Raw genomic sequence first — 14,418 nt, 5'->3', positions numbered from 1 at the left:
CCGCCGCACCGCCCGCCGGTGCGGCGGAGACGTCGTCGTGCGCCCACCCGTTGCGATCAGGGTGACGCAAATCCTTCCGGCAACACAGCCCCGATGGTTCGGTTACAGGACTCCACACCGTCTCCGGTATCCGAAAGGCCCACCATGTCCATCGATTTCGCGCCCGAGCACGTGACCGACGCCGAGGGTTCCCCGAACGCGGCGAGCGTCGTCAAGCTGGGCGCCCACATCGGCGCCCGGATCGACGGCGTCCGGCTCGGCGGCAACCTCGACCCCGCCACCGTCTCACTCATCCGTCAGGCCCTGCTCGAGCACAAGGTGATCTTCTTCCGCGGCCAGGAACATCTCACCGACGACTCGCAGTACGAGTTCGCGGAGCTTCTCGGCTCCCCCACGACGGCGCACCCGACCGTCACCTCGCGCGGCACCAAGGTGCTGCCCATCGACTCCGACTACGGCAAAGCCAACAGCTGGCACACCGACGTCACGTTCGTCGACCGCATCCCGAAGGCGTCGATCCTGCGCGCCGTGGAACTCCCCACGTACGGCGGCACCACCACCTGGGCGTCGGGTGTCGCCGCCTACAACGCGCTGCCCGAGCCGCTGAAGGTCCTCGCCGACAACCTGTGGGCGACGCACACCAACGTCTACGACTACGCGGCGACCAGCGCCGAACGCGCGCAGGACGAGAAGTCGCAGGAATACCGCGCCGAGTTCCAGTCCACCTACTTCGAGACGGAGCACCCGGTGGTGCGGGTCCACCCCGAGACCGGCGAACGCACACTGCTGCTCGGTCACTTCGTCAAGAAGCTGGTCGGCCTGAGCAGCACCCAGTCGCAAGCGCTGTTCAAGGTCCTGCAGGATCACGCCATCTCCCTCGAGTTCACCACCCGGTGGAACTGGCAGTCGGGCGATGTCGCGATCTGGGACAACCGTGCCACTCAGCACTACGCCGTCGCCGACTACGACGACCAGTACCGGCGACTCAACCGCATCACCCTGGCCGGCGACGTCCCCGTCAACGTCCGGGGCGAGCGCAGCCGCAGCGTCGCAGGCGACGCGAGTGACTACTCCGTCATCGACGAGCCCTAACATGTCGGCATGACCTTTTCACCTGACACCCGCATCGCCGTCGTCACCGGAGCGAGCTCCGGAATCGGCGAAGCCACCGCCCGCACCCTGGCCGAACAGGGATTTCATGTGGTAATCGGGGCGCGGCGACTGGATCGTCTGGAGAAGATCGCCGACGACATCGGCGGTACCGCGCTCGAACTCGACGTCACGGACCAGGATTCCGTGGACGCGTTCAGCGCGGTACTGCCGAGGGTCGACGTGCTCGTGAACAATGCGGGCGGTGCCAAGGGACTGGCCACCGTCGCCGAGGCCGATCTCGACGACTGGCGGTGGATGTGGGAGACCAATGTTCTGGGCACCCTTCGGATCACCAAGGCGCTGCTGCCGAAGTTGATCGAGTCGGGTGACGGTCTGGTCGTCACCGTCACGTCGCTGGCTGCGCTCGAGGCGTACGACAACGGTTCCGGGTACACGACGGCCAAGCACGCGGAGGCCGTCCTGCACCGCACGCTGCGCGGCGAACTGCTCGGCAAACCGGTCCGTTTCACCGAGATCGCACCGGGCGCAGTGGAAACCGAGTTCTCGCTGGTGCGCTTCGAAGGCGACCAGGACCGCGCCGACAAGGTCTACCAGGGCATCACCCCGCTGGTGGCCACGGACGTCGCGGACATCATCGGATTCGTCGCCTCCCGGCCGTCCCACGTGAACATCGACCAGATCGTCGTCAAGCCACGAGATCAGGCCTCGTCCGGACGTTTTCACCGTACGACGTAGGCGACTTCGCGGCGATCCGCCTGTCCTGGTGTTCGAGGAACAGGACCACCGCCCACAGTCCCGCCACGATCGTCACCAAACCCAGCAACATCCATCCCATCCCACAGCCCCCTGCCGATCAACGACTTTCGACCGAAACGGACTGTCGGGGTCGTCCGTCGACCCCTCGACAGCGGACGACTCCCCACAGTTGTGTCACCCGAGAACGCGGCGCCGTTGACGCGTCCTCATTCAGGTAGACGCAACGGAGTCGGCTTCGGTTCCACCGAGTGTGAAGAAAGTTTCAGAGCGGCCGACCCGTAGGTGAGCGGCACAGTGTGCCCGAGCACGCTGTGCCGCTCACCTATGCGAGGGCCGACAGGGACTGCCAGTCGGGCCAGCTGATCGCCCAGTCGTAGATGTCGCCGTCGGCGGCCGACAGGTCGATGGACGTCCCGGTCACCTCGACGGGGTCGCCGTACATCGCGGTGCCGAAGTACTGCTGGGCGTCCTCGAGGGACAGGTTGATGCAGCCGTTGGTGACGTTCGACGAACCCTGGACGCCGATGGTCTCGGGGTTGGCGTGGATGAACTCGCCGTTGTTGGAGATGCGGACCGCCCAGCGTTCGCGGACGTTCTCGTAGAACGGCGGGTTGGACATGAGGAAGTCCTCGTGCTTCTCGGTCACCATGTGGATGCCGCTGCGGGTGACGTTGCGCGCCTCGTTGCCCTCGCCGTAGCTGACGGGGATGTCCATGATCGTTTCGCCGCCGCGCACCACCTGCATGCGGTGGCTGGGGGCGTTCGCGATCACGATCTGACTGCGCCCGACTGTGAAGTTCAGCGACAGGTCCTGCTCGCCGTAGGCTCCCCCGCCGAAGTCCACGCCGTACAGCTTCGCGTCCAGGGCGACGGTGGTCCCGGGCGCCCAGTAGTTCTGGGGACGCCAGTGCGCGCGCGACCCGTTGTCGTCGGGCAGCCACGCCCAGGAGCCGGGGGTGGGCGGGTCGGTCGTGACGGTCATCGCCTTCTCGACCGCCGCCTTGTCTTCGACGGAATCGTGGAACTGCACGATGATCGGGGCGGCGATCCCGACTTCCTGGCCGTCGCCGATGTTGAGTGTGGCGCCGATCGTCTCGTCCGGTTCGAGTGTGGTGAAGCTGCCGTCGACGGCGGCGGACTTGCCGTCCGTGCCGAGTGCCGTGCCCTTCCAGGTGTAGGTGGCGCCGTAGCCCAGCGCCTCCCCGACGGTGAACGTGGTCCGGTCGGGTGACAGCACACCCTGCACGGCACGCCCCTCGGCGTTGACGAGGGAGATGTCGGTGAACGTGCCCTGCGACGCGGTCGCGGAGATCGGCGCCACCGGGCTGACGTCCTCGGTGCCCGACGCCGGATTCTGGGTGACCTCGACCGCCGGTTCGGGAGGCGCGGTGGCGGTTCCCGACTCGGAGCCGACCGTGCATCCGGTCAGCAAAACTACAAACGCGAGCAGCGCCGTCGCGATCAGCGCGACGCGCGACCGACTTGTCCGAGAACCCAGTTCATGCACAGCTAACAGGTTACCTGCGCTACGGACCTGTCTCAGATCGCGCAGCCGACCGTCACGGGTTCGGGTTCGAGCCGGACACCGAACGCCGACTGGACGCCGTCCCGGACGTCGCGAGCCAGTGCGAGCAGGTCTTCGCTCTTCGCGGCGCCCCGGTTGGTCAACGCGAGTGTGTGCTTCGTCGACAGCCGCGCGACGGCGTTCTCGCCGGGATACCCCTTCGAGAAGCCGGACCGCTCGATCAGCCAACCGGCAGACAACTTGGTTCCGCCGTCGGCCGGGTACTGCGGAACGGTGACGTCGCCGAGGCGGGTCTCGATCGCGGCGAGGACCCCCGCCAGTTCGCCGTCGGAGACGACGGGATTGGTGAAGAACGAGCCCGCGCTCCAGGTGTCGTGGTCGTCGGGGTCCAGCACCATGCCCTTGCCCCGGCGGAGATCCAGCACGGCGCCCCGGACCTGCGCCGACGGCAACCGGTCGCCCTCGGAACCGTCGAGGGCCGAGACGAGTTCGCGGTAGCGCAGCGGCTCGGAGAGCCCGTCGGGATGCACGGTCAGTTCGACGGCGAGCACCAGTGCGGCGTCGGAGTGCTTGAGGACGCTCGTGCGGTACCCGAGGCCCAGCGCGCCGGGTTCGACCCAGCGTGCCTCACCGGTGCGCCGATCGAGGAGGTGCACCCGCCGCAGCATCGACCCGATCTCGACGCCGTACGCGCCGACGTTCTGCACCGGGGTGGCCCCGGTCGACCCGGGGATCCCCGACAGGCATTCGAGCCCGCCCAGTTCGGCGGCGACGGTCTGCGCGACCACCTGATCCCACTCGGCGCCCGCCTCCGCAGTGACGAATCCCTCCTCCAGACCGACAGTGGTGTTGCACACACGCACCACCACGCCGTCGAATCCGTCGTCCCCGACGACGAGATTGGAGCCGCCGGCGAGGATCAGCGTCGGGATGTGCGCGGCGTCGAGAAGCCGCACCACGTCGACGAGGACCTGCGTGGTCGGGCACTCCGCCACGATCCGCGCCGGCCCGCCGACCCGCAGCGTGGTCATCCCCGACAGTTCGAGGTTTTCCGACACGAAGGCACCCGAATCGACGAGTTGACTGACAATGCTCACATCCCACACAACCGCAAACGGTAGCGTGGCCGATCGTGAGCCGCCGCATCGAGCATTCGTCGTCCTATGCGTTTCCCGTCGCCCAGGTCCATGCGGGCCTGATCACCGAGCAGTACTGGCGCGACCGTCTGGACAAGGTCGGAGGACCGGGGGCCACCCTGGAGCAGGTCACGACCGGCCCGGGCACCATCTCGGTGGCCATGTCGCAGTCGATTCCCGCCGAGCACCTGCCCAGCATCGTCTCGAAGGTCCGTCCCGGCGACCTCGTGATCAAGCGCACGGAGACGTGGGGCACGCTCGACGGCGATCACGCCGAGGGCACGTTCACGGCCGAGGTCGTGGGTGCGCCCGCGACGATCTCCGGAACCCAGACGCTGAAGGAAGACGGTTCCCGGGCGAACGTGCAGGTCGAAGGCAAGGCCGAGGTCAGGATCCCGCTCATCGGCGGCAAGATCGAGAACGCGATCGCGGACGAGGTCCTCCGCCTGATCGCGAAGGAGCAGGAGTTCACCGAGCAGTGGCTCGGGAGCTGACCTGGGGCGGGTGTCCATTGTGTCGGGTCCCAGCCGGTAACCTAGGCGATCATGGCTCGCCGCATCGACTACTCAGCCCGTTACAAGCACACCCCCAAAGAGGTGTACAACGCGTTCACCAACCGTGACTACTGGGATGCGCGCATCGAGGAGATGCGGAAGTACTCCGAGAACCACATCGAGCACTTCGACGTGAACGACGACGGGATCGACATCGTCCTGCACCACATCCTGCCGCGGTCGGAACTCCCCGAGATCGCGCAGACCGTGATGAAGAAGGACATGGTCATCACGCGCAAGGAGTCGTACACGCCCTTCGGTGAGCCGACCACGGGCACGTACGAGGCGTCGATCCCTGCGGGTCCCGGCAGTCTGACGGGCACCATGAAGCTGTTCGCCACCGAGACGGGGTGCACGTTCCGCACCTCGTCCGAGGCGAAGGTGTACCTGCCGTTCATCGGCGGGAAGCTCGAGCAGCTGATGCTGGTCAACCTGATCGACCTGTTCCGCGCCGAGGCCGAGATCACCGAAACGTGGTTGTCGCAGCACTAGCACTCACAGCACGGATTTCCCATGACTTCAGCGACGCTGAGGCGGCCCCACGGTGTCATCACCCGGGGTACGACAGGCATCAACCGGCTGCGCCGCAGCGACCGCTGGCTCGTCCACGACGCGCTGGTGCGCCGGACGCTGCACGCGTCCGCTGACCCGCTCGTCGTCGACCTCGGGTACGGCGCCCGGCCGCACACCACGTTCGAGCTCGCCGACCGGTTGACCGCCGTGCGCGGCGACCGCCGGGTGGTCGGGCTCGAGATCGACCCCGAGCGTGTGGTCGAGAGCAGGAACGGTGTGAGTTTCGCCCGCGGCGGGTTCGAGCTCTCCGGACTGCGCCCCGTCCTGGTCCGTGCATTCAACGTGCTGCGGCAGTACCCCGAGGATGCGGTCGGGCCTGCCTGGGCGCGGATGCAGTCCGGGCTCGCCCCGGGCGGGTTGATCCTCGACGGCACGTGTGACGAGCTCGGCCGCCGCTGCGCGTGGGTGCTACTCGACGCCACCCGCCCGCTGTCGCTGACCCTGGCGTGGGATCCGTTCGCGGTGGACAAGCCGTCGGACATCGCCGAACGACTACCCAAGGCGCTGATCCATCGGAATGTCCCGGGTGAGCCGGTCCACGCCCTCCTCGCGGCGGCGGATCGTGCGTGGGCCACCGCGGCGCCGCACGGCTCGTTCGGACCGCGGGTGCGGTGGCGGGCCGCCCTCGAACTGCTGCGCGCGCAGGGACTTCCCGTGCAGCCGCAGCGCCGCCGGATCCGCGACAACATCCTCACCGTTCCGTGGGATTTGGTCGCACCCGGTTCCGGCACGAATTAATTCACGCGACATCCCCCGACGCGCCCCGTAGAGTCGGTTCACGAAACATGTTGTGCCGGTGCGCAGGCGAGGGCTACTTCGACTCTGGATCGCGTGGTCGCCGGTTCGAATCCGGTCAGGGACGCAGGTCCCTGTAGCTCAGTGGTAGAGCGCGTCCGTGCCTCCGCCGACTCCGAACTCGGCACGACATGTGTGCGCGCCACCCGGTGCGCAGACGACGGATACTTCTCTGGCGAAGTGCGTGAGCACGCGGTTCGACTCCGCACCCCGTCGTCGCCTCGACCTCGGGTGGCGCGCACCCACGAGCACCGACACCTCCCGGAAGGAGGAACAACCATGAGCAAGTTCAACCCGAAGATACTGCGCCGCAACAAGGCACGGAGCCCCATCACGTCGGGGACGCAACCGTCGGGCCGCACCTTCGAGGGCGGCAGCGGCTACGCCCGTGACGCGAAGAGCGAGCTGTTCCTCCTCGCGGTCACGAACATGGTCGGTGAGCACACGTTCTACGAGTCGGCTTCGGACCGCGACGGACGGTTCGTCGCGCTGGTCCACGAGGTCGCACTGTCGGACCCGGAGTGGACCGCCCGCCTGATCGGGTGGCTGCGCCGCGATGCGCATCTGCGTTCGGCGTCGGTGGTGGCCGCAGCCGAGTTCGTCCGGGCCCGGCTGGGTGCCGGTCTGCACGGCGGCAACCGTGCCGTCATCTCCTCCGCGCTGGAGCGGGCCGACGAGCCGGGCGAGATCCTCGCGTACTGGATGTCCCGGCACGGCCGTTCGATCCCGAAGCCGGTCAAGCGCGGTGTCGCCGACGCCGCCGCCCGGCTGTACTCGGAACGTTCACTGCTGAAGTGGGATTCCGAGGCCAGGGACGTCCGCTTCGGCGACGTTCTCGAACTCACCCACGCGTCGCCGTCGGCGGCGTGGCAGGGCGAGCTGTTCCGGCACGCGATCGACCGTCGGCAGGGGCGCGAGAACGCCGTGCCTGCCGGTCTGCGCATGCTCACGGAACGGGCGGCGCTGGCGGCACTCCCGCCGGAGGACCGGCGTGCCGTTCTCCGGACCCCGGAGCGGCTGTCGGCGGCCGGCATGACATGGGAGTCGCTCGCCGGCTGGCTGCAGGGACCGATGGATGCCGCGGCCTGGCAGGCGGTGATCCCGTCCATGGGTTTCATGGCGCTTCTCCGTAACCTGCGGAACTTCGACGAGGCCGGGATCCCCGACCACGTCGCGGAGCAGGTGGCGGCCCGGATCGCCGATCCGGGGGAGGTCGCGAAGTCGCGGCAGCTGCCGATGCGCTTTCTCGCGGCGTACCGGAACGCGCCGAGCCTGCGGTGGGGGCACGCGCTCGAGCGTGCGCTCGGGGCGTCGATGTCCGCGGTCCCGTCGCTGCCCGGCCGCACGCTGGTTCTCGTCGACCGGTCCGGATCGATGTTCTACAGCCGCGTCTCGGCGCGGTCGGAACTGACGAGGGCGGACGCGGCCGCTGTGTTCGGCACCGTGCTGGCGGCACGTGCCGAGCGGGCGGACCTCGTCGAATTCGGCACGGACAGCCGGACCGTGCCGTTCGTGCATCGGGCGGTGCTGCGGGTGGTCGACAGCTTCGGCGACCTGGGCGGCACCGACACGGCGGCGGCGGTGCGGAAGCATTACCGCGGCCACGATCGCGTCGTCGTCGTCACCGACGAGCAGGCGGCGTGGGGCGATCCGACCCGGCACGTCCCGGCCGATGTCCCCGTCTACACGTGGAACGTGGCGGGCTACCGGCACGGTCACGGGCCGACGGGGTCCGCGAACCGTCACACGTTCGGCGGACTGTCGGACGCGGGGTTCTCGATGATCCCGCTCCTGGAAGGCGCCGGGGACGGCGAGTGGCCGTTCTGAAGGCCCGAGCGGTCCGTCAGGTGCAGGTGGCCAGTGCGTGTTCGACGCGCTGCGCCACCTGCGCCGGCAGGGATCCGCATTCGCCGTGCAGTGCGCGGGCGTTCAGTCGCCCGATCGCGACGCCGTCGGCGACCACCTCGTCGAGCAGTTCCTGCGAGATTCCGCTGGCGGCGAGGTCGAGTGCCGTGCACAGCGGCGTGGTGATGCGCAGCGGGCCGACCTGCTCGCAGTCCTCCGGGCGCAGCGACCGCCGGTGCAGCGCCAACTGCTGCGTCGGCGAGGGCGGCGACAGCACCGTCGAGAGGTGGATGAACCGCGGGTACAGGTGCCCGAGACCGTGAAGTTCGGCAGCACTCTGGTGGGAGACCGCGGCAGCGGCACCGAACCAGGTGCACCACTTCGCGAACTCCTCGAGATCGGAGTGCGGACAATCCTTCAAACGGAACAGGTCTCGCTCGATCTTGACCCACGAGCCGTCGGCGAGTCGCTCGCCGATCTCGTCGGCAGCGAACCCGAGGCGCAGCGCCTGCGCAGTGGTGAAGAAACCCGCCTGAGCCGTCGCGACGCGTGTCAGTTCTTCACCGACACCTTCGCGCTCCGGGTCACCGGGACGTGGAGCCAACCATCCGGACATTCCCCTACATTACTGGGCAATTGTGGCGGGTATCACAATTTCTGCGGATCTCGGCGACCCTCCGCCGACGTATTCACAGAATTTGTTCAGAGTTGTCGGGAAGAATCCGTGTAATGGCAGCCCGAACGAACTCCGCACCCCGAAGTAACCGTGTGCTCGTCATCTCTCTGGTCGTCATCGCCGCGCTCGTGGCGGTACTCGTCGGCGGCGAACTCTTCGTCCGCCACCGAGTGAAGACCTGCATGGCAGACCAGTTCGAGAGCCAACTCGGCTCGCAGGTGGACGTGGGGCTGAGCTGGAAGCCGGTCCTGCTGCAGTCCGTCGACAAGAACGTCCCCTACATCACCATCGACAGCGACGACACCAAGTTCGGCCCCGCCCAGGGAATGCAGGTGCACGCCCAGGTCAACGACATCCGGATCGAGAACACCGCGGACAGCAGCGGCACCATCGGCAGTTCCGACGCGGACGTCACCTGGTCGACCGCCGGCATCCTCGCCACGCTGCAGCAGCAGGCGTTCGGCTCGCTGATCAGCGGTGTCACCGCCGATTCGAGCGCGGGAACCCTGAAGTTCTCCGTCGGGCCGGCCGGGCTCGCGGATCTGACCGTCAAACCGGAGGTCGTGAACGGAACCGTGAAGGTCGACACGGTGGGCGCCGCGATCCTCGGCTTCGGGCTCCCCACCGACCTCGTCGACGGGGTGGTCCAGATCCTGACCTCGAGCCTGCAGACCTACCCGCTGGGCATGCAGCCGACATCGCTGAAGGTCACCGACGACGCCATCGAGATCACCCTCGAAGGCGGCGCCTACACGATGCCTGCCGCCCCCACCCAGCAACAGCAGCAGGAGCAGCAGAGCAGCTGCGGCCTCCTCGTCTGATCGGCGGCCGGGTCAGTCGGGCAGTCCGTCCAGGACGGCGCGGGTGCCCGACAGTCCCAGCCGCGTCGCACCGGCCGCGATCATGTCGAGCGCGGCCGCCGCGGTGCGGATCCCGCCGCTCGCCTTGACCCCGATCCGCCCGCCGACGGTCTGCGCCATCAACCGCACCGCCTCCACGGTCGCTCCCCCGGCCGGGTGGAACCCGGTGGACGTCTTCACGAAGTTCGCGCCCGCCCGCTCGGCGGCACGGCACGCTTCCACGATCGCCTCGTCGCTCAGCGCGGCGGTCTCGAGGATCACCTTGAGCACGGTGCTGTCGCCGACGGCCTCGCGGACGGTGAGGACGTCGGCGAGCACCGCGTTGAAGTCGCCCGCCACCGCGGCGCCGATGTCGATCACCATGTCGATCTCCTGGGCGCCCTGATCTACTGCGAGCCTGGCCTCGGCCCCCTTGACCAGCGAGTGGTGCTTCCCCGACGGGAACCCGACCACCGCCGCGGTCACCAGTCCGGGCGCCTTGACGGGCAGCATCGACGGCGACACGCAGACTGCGAGCACACCGAGCGAGCGCGCCTCGTCGATCAGCGCCTTCACGTCGTCGGTGGTGGCCTCGGGCTTGAGGAGTGTGTGGTCGACGAGGTCGGCCACCTGGGAGCGGGTCAGTGCAACGTCGGACATGCCTGTGAGCTTCGCACAACGCCTTCCCTGGCCCGCTGCACGGCCTAGCATCGCCGTATGAGTGATCCGGGATCGGTCTTCGACGAGGCACGGCTCGAGTTCGACCGGCTGACGACGACCGTGTGGGGGCCGGCCGGGCAGTCCCTCGCCTTCCAACTCGGTTTGCGTCCCGGGGACGCCGTCCTCGACGTGTGCTGCGGCGCAGGGTCTTCGGCGCTTCCCGCGGCCACCGCGGTGGGTCCGTCGGGCCTCGTTCACGGTGTCGACCTGTCCGACGAACTCCTGGAGGTGGGGCGGCTGAAGGCGTCGGACCGCGGGCTGCAGAACATCGAGTTCGTCCGCGCGGACGCCACCACGTGGGAGTCGCCGAGCACCGTCCCGGCGGCAGGCTACGACGCACTCGCCTGTTCGTACGGCGTGTTCTTCCTGCCCCACATGGACGCCTCGTTCACGCGGCTCACAGGCCTCGTCCGGCCGGGCGGCAAGGTCGGAATCACGGTGTGGCGGCGGGGCGCGTTACGGGACTTCGCCGAGGCGCTCCACGACGCTGTCGCCCGGCACCGGGAACCGGAGGCCGACTCCGGCGGGTCGCCGTTCGACGCGCTCGAACACATCGACACCCCGGACGGGCTGCACCAGTGGCTCGGCGAGCTGGGCGCGCACTCGACCGAGGTCCGGGAGCTGTCCAACATCATTCCCGCGACACCCGAGTTCGTGTGGGACCTCGTGATGGGCGGGAACCTGCGCCGCGCGCTGTCCCCGTTCGACGACCGGACGGTCGAGCAGATCCGCCTCGATTTCCTGGAGTTGCTCACCGAGCGCGCGATCCACGACGTCGACGCCGGCACCCTCGTCGGCACCGCCGTGGTGAACGGCCGGAGTGCGACCTGAAAGACTGTTGCCCATGAGCGCTGCTTCGACCGAGGACCACCGGTACGTTCTTTCTCTCGGCTGCCCCGACCGCACCGGCATCGTCGCCCGGATCTCGACGTTCCTCGCCGAGGTCGGCGGTTGGATCGTCGAGGCGGCGTACCACGCCGACGCCGACACCGGCTGGTTCTTCACCCGTCAGGCCGTGCGGGCGTCGTCCGTCGACATGTCGATCGGGGAACTCCGGGAGCGGTTCGCGGCCGTCGCCGCCGAACTCGGTCCGGAGACGGAGTGGACCGTGTCCGACACGGGCGAGCGCAAACGGGTGGTGCTGCTGGTGAGCAAGGAGGCGCACTGCCTCCACGACCTGCTGGGCCGCGCGGCCGGAGGCGAGTTGCCCGCCGACATCTGCGCGGTGATCGGCAACCACCGCGACCTCGAGGCGGTCACCCGGCAGCACGGCATCGACTTCCACCATGTGCCGTTCCCGAAGGATCCTGCCGAGCGCGGGCCGGCGTTCGAGCAGGTGCGTGAACTGGTCGACGCCCACGACCCCGATGCCGTGGTGCTGGCACGGTTCATGCAGGTGCTGCCGTCGCAGCTGTGCGAGCACTGGGCCGGCCGGGCGATCAACATCCACCACAGCTTCCTGCCGTCGTTCGTCGGCGCCCGCCCGTACCACCAGGCATTCGCCCGTGGTGTGAAGCTGATCGGCGCGACCTGCCACTACGTGACGGCCGAACTCGACGCGGGCCCCATCATCGAGCAGGACGTGATCCGTGTCGACCACGCCGACGAGGTCGCGGACATGGTCCGGCAGGGTCGCGACATCGAGAAGCTGGTGCTGTCCCGCGGCCTGCGCTGGCACCTCGAGGACCGCGTCCTCGTGCACGGCCGTAAGACGGTGGTGTTCAGCTAGTTTCGTCGCCGAGGCGGGCACGCCGTCCGGACCCGTCACCGCGGAGAGGTACCGACATGATCGACGTCGCAATCGCACAGTTCGCATCGGGTGCGGACAAGCACGACAACCTCGGGCAGATCGCGACGTTCGCCGGGGAGGCGGCCGCGGGCGGCGCCCGGGTGCTGGCGACCACCGAATACGCGATGTTCGCGCTCCCGGCGATCGACGAGCGGTTCGTGGACACTGCCGAATCCCTCGGCGGTGAATTCGTGACCGGCCTGCGCGAGATCGCCGTCCGGCACGGGCTGACCCTGGTAACCGGGATCAACGAGGCGATCCCGGGCGAGCGCCGGATCTTCAACACCCTCGTCGCGGTCGACCCCGACGGGGGCATCGCCGCCACGTACCGGAAGCTGCACCTGTTCGACGCATTCGGCTACCGGGAGTCGGAGTTCGTGCAGGCGGGGACCATCGGCGATCCCGAGACGTTCACGGTCGACGGCATCACGTTCGGCATGCAGACGTGTTACGACCTGCGGTTCCCGGAGGTGACGCGGCGCATCGTCGACGCGGGCGCCGACGTCCTGGTCCTGCCGGCCGCGTGGATGCCGGGCCCGCTCAAGGAGGACCACTGGACCACGCTCGTCCGCGCCCGGGCCATCGAGAACACCCTCTACGTCCTCGCGGCCGATCAGTGCGCTCCGGTGGGTTCGGGTGCGTCCATGATCGTGGATCCGATGGGCGTGGTGATCGCGTCCCTCGGCGAACGGACCGGGACCGCGATCGGCACCGTCTCCGCCGAGCGCATCGCCGAGGTCCGCGCCAAGAACCCGGCGCTGACGCTGCGCCGCTTCGAGGTGGTGGCCAAGCAGTAGATTCAGCGGAAGACGTCGGGCAGGCCGTCGGACACCGACTGGGGGAAATCGGGTTGCCGCTTGTCGAGGAACGCCGCGACCCCTTCACGGACATCCGCCGACGTTCCGCGGACGTGGATGGCGATCGACTCGGCCCGGTGCGCGACCTCTGGGCTGTCGGCGCCGAGCATCCTCCACATCAACTGCCGGGTCAGCGCGACGGAGACCGGCGAGGTGCCCGTCGCCAGTTCGCGCGCCACCTCGATCGCCCGCGGCAGCACTTCGTCGGCGGGGACGACCTCGCGGACGAGGCCGCGTTCGAGCGCCTCCGCCGCCGACACCATCTTCCCTCCCACGGCCCACTCGACGGCGGTCGAGATCCCGACGATCCGGGGCAGGAACCAGGTGGAACAGGCCTCGGGCACGAGCCCGCGGCGGGTGAACACGAAACCGAACTTGGCTGTGTCGGAGGCGATCCGGATGTCGGCGGGCAGTGTCATCGTCACCCCGACTCCCGCTGCAGGACCGTTGATCGCCGCGATCACCGGCTTCGTCGACCGGTAGATCCGCAGTGACGCCTGACCGCCCGAATCGGGTGGCGCCTCGCCGCTGTCCGGGTCGTCCTCCGTGACGAACGTGTCGCCGCCCTTCGCGAGGTCGGCCCCGGCGCAGAAGGCCCGGCCGGTTCCCGTGAGGACGATCGCACGGATGGTGTCGTCGGCATCGCACTCGTCGAAGACCTCGATGATGCGGTCCCGCACCTCGAGGGTGAAGGCGTTGAGCCGATCCGGGCGATTCAGCCGCACGATCGCGATCTCACCGTCCCGCTCGAGGTGGACGACGCTCTCGGTGGCGATACTCGTCATGAACTGTTCTCTTTTCGTCGTGTGGTCCCGTGCCGCGCGGTGTGTCAGCGCACCTTCGAGAACCGTTCGGATACGTCGCGGTACTCGGATCTGATCGCGGTCTTCGACAGCTTTCCGCTGGGGAGGCGCGGCAGGGGTTCGTTCCGGATCACGACGTACCGGGGCACCTTGTAGTCGGCGACGAGTCGGTCGCAGTGCTCGACGATGGCGACCTCGTCGACGTCGCCGGTCACCGTCACGATCGCGGCGGGAGTCTCACCGAATCGTGGGTCCTTCGCGGCGATCACCGCCACTTCCTCCACTCCCTCGATCTCACCGATCACGCGTTCGAGTTCCACCGGAGAGATGTTGATACCTCCGGTGATGATGAGGTCCTTGAGCCGGTCGACGAACTGCAGACGCCCTTCGCCGTCCCGGGTTCCCAGATCACCGCTGTGCAGCCAGCCGTCCCGCAG

The 14,418-nt window shown here is 68.5% G+C and carries 16 protein-coding genes; 10 read left to right on the top strand and 6 right to left on the bottom strand.

What is annotated here, in order from left to right; translation table 11 throughout:
- The first annotated feature begins 144 nt into the window (after window positions 1-144).
- Together ACFTZB_RS32790 and ACFTZB_RS32785 are read left to right on the top strand one after the other, a co-directional pair.
- Complete coding sequence (locus tag ACFTZB_RS32790) at window positions 145-1,092, top strand: TauD/TfdA dioxygenase family protein (protein ID WP_378438018.1); 948 nt, start codon at window positions 145-147, stop codon at window positions 1,090-1,092.
- Between the two features lie 9 nt (window positions 1,093-1,101).
- Window positions 1,102-1,848: an SDR family NAD(P)-dependent oxidoreductase gene (locus ACFTZB_RS32785; protein WP_378438016.1), complete on the top strand. Its 747-nt coding sequence runs from the start codon at window positions 1,102-1,104 to the stop codon at window positions 1,846-1,848.
- 343 nt (window positions 1,849-2,191) lie between these two features.
- Here the strand turns inward: ACFTZB_RS32785 and ACFTZB_RS32780 are convergent, their stop codons facing one another.
- Both ACFTZB_RS32780 and ACFTZB_RS32775 read right to left on the bottom strand, forming a co-directional pair.
- A complete protein-coding gene (locus ACFTZB_RS32780; protein ID WP_378438014.1) occupies window positions 2,192-3,376 on the bottom strand; it encodes an Ig-like domain-containing protein in 1,185 nt (394 codons plus the stop codon).
- Window positions 3,377-3,408: 32 nt separating this feature from the next.
- Window positions 3,409-4,500, bottom strand: coding sequence for a UDP-N-acetylmuramate dehydrogenase (locus ACFTZB_RS32775; RefSeq protein ID WP_378438012.1), 1,092 nt, complete (start codon window positions 4,498-4,500; stop codon window positions 3,409-3,411).
- Between the two features lie 26 nt (window positions 4,501-4,526).
- Between ACFTZB_RS32775 and ACFTZB_RS32770 the strand changes: the two genes are divergently transcribed.
- The 4 genes from ACFTZB_RS32770 (at window position 4,527) to ACFTZB_RS32755 (ending at window position 8,279) form a co-directional block, all read left to right on the top strand.
- The gene (locus ACFTZB_RS32770; protein WP_378438010.1) at window positions 4,527-5,024 is read left to right on the top strand and encodes a DUF2505 domain-containing protein; all 498 of its coding nucleotides are present in this window, start codon (window positions 4,527-4,529) and stop codon (window positions 5,022-5,024) included.
- Window positions 5,025-5,075: 51 nt separating this feature from the next.
- Entirely contained in the window at window positions 5,076-5,576 is a 501-nt protein-coding gene (locus ACFTZB_RS32765) for a DUF2505 domain-containing protein (protein WP_005560412.1), read from the top strand.
- 21 nt (window positions 5,577-5,597) lie between these two features.
- On the top strand, window positions 5,598-6,395 hold the full coding sequence (locus tag ACFTZB_RS32760) for a class I SAM-dependent methyltransferase (protein ID WP_378438007.1): 798 nt from the start codon (window positions 5,598-5,600) through the stop codon (window positions 6,393-6,395).
- 336 nt (window positions 6,396-6,731) lie between these two features.
- Window positions 6,732-8,279 carry a TROVE domain-containing protein gene (locus ACFTZB_RS32755; RefSeq protein ID WP_378438005.1) on the top strand — a complete coding sequence of 516 codons (1,548 nt, stop codon included), beginning with the start codon at window positions 6,732-6,734 and terminating at the stop codon, window positions 8,277-8,279.
- A 16-nt stretch (window positions 8,280-8,295) separates the two neighbouring features.
- Here the strand turns inward: ACFTZB_RS32755 and ACFTZB_RS32750 are convergent, their stop codons facing one another.
- Window positions 8,296-8,913: a hypothetical protein gene (locus tag ACFTZB_RS32750; RefSeq protein WP_378438003.1), complete on the bottom strand. Its 618-nt coding sequence runs from the start codon at window positions 8,911-8,913 to the stop codon at window positions 8,296-8,298.
- 113 nt (window positions 8,914-9,026) lie between these two features.
- Here ACFTZB_RS32750 and ACFTZB_RS32745 point away from each other — a divergent pair, with 113 nt between their 5' ends.
- On the top strand, window positions 9,027-9,794 hold the full coding sequence (locus ACFTZB_RS32745; RefSeq protein ID WP_043824446.1) for a DUF2993 domain-containing protein: 768 nt from the start codon (window positions 9,027-9,029) through the stop codon (window positions 9,792-9,794).
- A 12-nt stretch (window positions 9,795-9,806) separates the two neighbouring features.
- Here ACFTZB_RS32745 and deoC read toward each other — a convergent pair whose 3' ends face one another.
- Complete coding sequence (deoC, locus tag ACFTZB_RS32740; RefSeq protein WP_072939783.1) at window positions 9,807-10,472, bottom strand: deoxyribose-phosphate aldolase; 666 nt, start codon at window positions 10,470-10,472, stop codon at window positions 9,807-9,809.
- Between the two features lie 57 nt (window positions 10,473-10,529).
- On the opposite strand from deoC, the gene ACFTZB_RS32735 reads away from it, so the two are divergent.
- Genes ACFTZB_RS32735 through ACFTZB_RS32725 form a run of 3 tightly spaced genes read left to right on the top strand, consistent with a single transcriptional unit; the run spans window position 10,530 to window position 13,118 of the window.
- Window positions 10,530-11,363 carry a class I SAM-dependent methyltransferase gene (locus ACFTZB_RS32735; RefSeq protein ID WP_378438000.1) on the top strand — a complete coding sequence of 278 codons (834 nt, stop codon included), beginning with the start codon at window positions 10,530-10,532 and terminating at the stop codon, window positions 11,361-11,363.
- Between the two features lie 13 nt (window positions 11,364-11,376).
- On the top strand, window positions 11,377-12,261 hold the full coding sequence (purU, locus tag ACFTZB_RS32730; protein ID WP_378437997.1) for a formyltetrahydrofolate deformylase: 885 nt from the start codon (window positions 11,377-11,379) through the stop codon (window positions 12,259-12,261).
- Window positions 12,262-12,317: 56 nt separating this feature from the next.
- On the top strand, window positions 12,318-13,118 hold the full coding sequence (locus tag ACFTZB_RS32725; RefSeq protein WP_378437995.1) for a carbon-nitrogen hydrolase family protein: 801 nt from the start codon (window positions 12,318-12,320) through the stop codon (window positions 13,116-13,118).
- A 2-nt stretch (window positions 13,119-13,120) separates the two neighbouring features.
- On the opposite strand, the gene ACFTZB_RS32720 is transcribed toward ACFTZB_RS32725, so the two are convergent.
- Window positions 13,121-13,963 carry an enoyl-CoA hydratase-related protein gene (locus ACFTZB_RS32720; RefSeq protein WP_378437993.1) on the bottom strand — a complete coding sequence of 281 codons (843 nt, stop codon included), beginning with the start codon at window positions 13,961-13,963 and terminating at the stop codon, window positions 13,121-13,123.
- Between the two features lie 44 nt (window positions 13,964-14,007).
- A partial coding sequence (locus ACFTZB_RS32715; protein ID WP_378437991.1) for a class I adenylate-forming enzyme family protein occupies window positions 14,008-14,418 on the bottom strand: 411 nt, incomplete at its 5' end.

The sequence above is a fragment of the Rhodococcus sp. NPDC057014 genome (assembly GCF_042673295.1).
Taxonomy (GTDB): Bacteria; Actinomycetota; Actinomycetes; order Mycobacteriales; family Mycobacteriaceae; genus Rhodococcus_F.
Note: the sequence above shows the minus strand (reverse complement) of the source record. Positions and strands in the feature narration are given on the sequence as shown.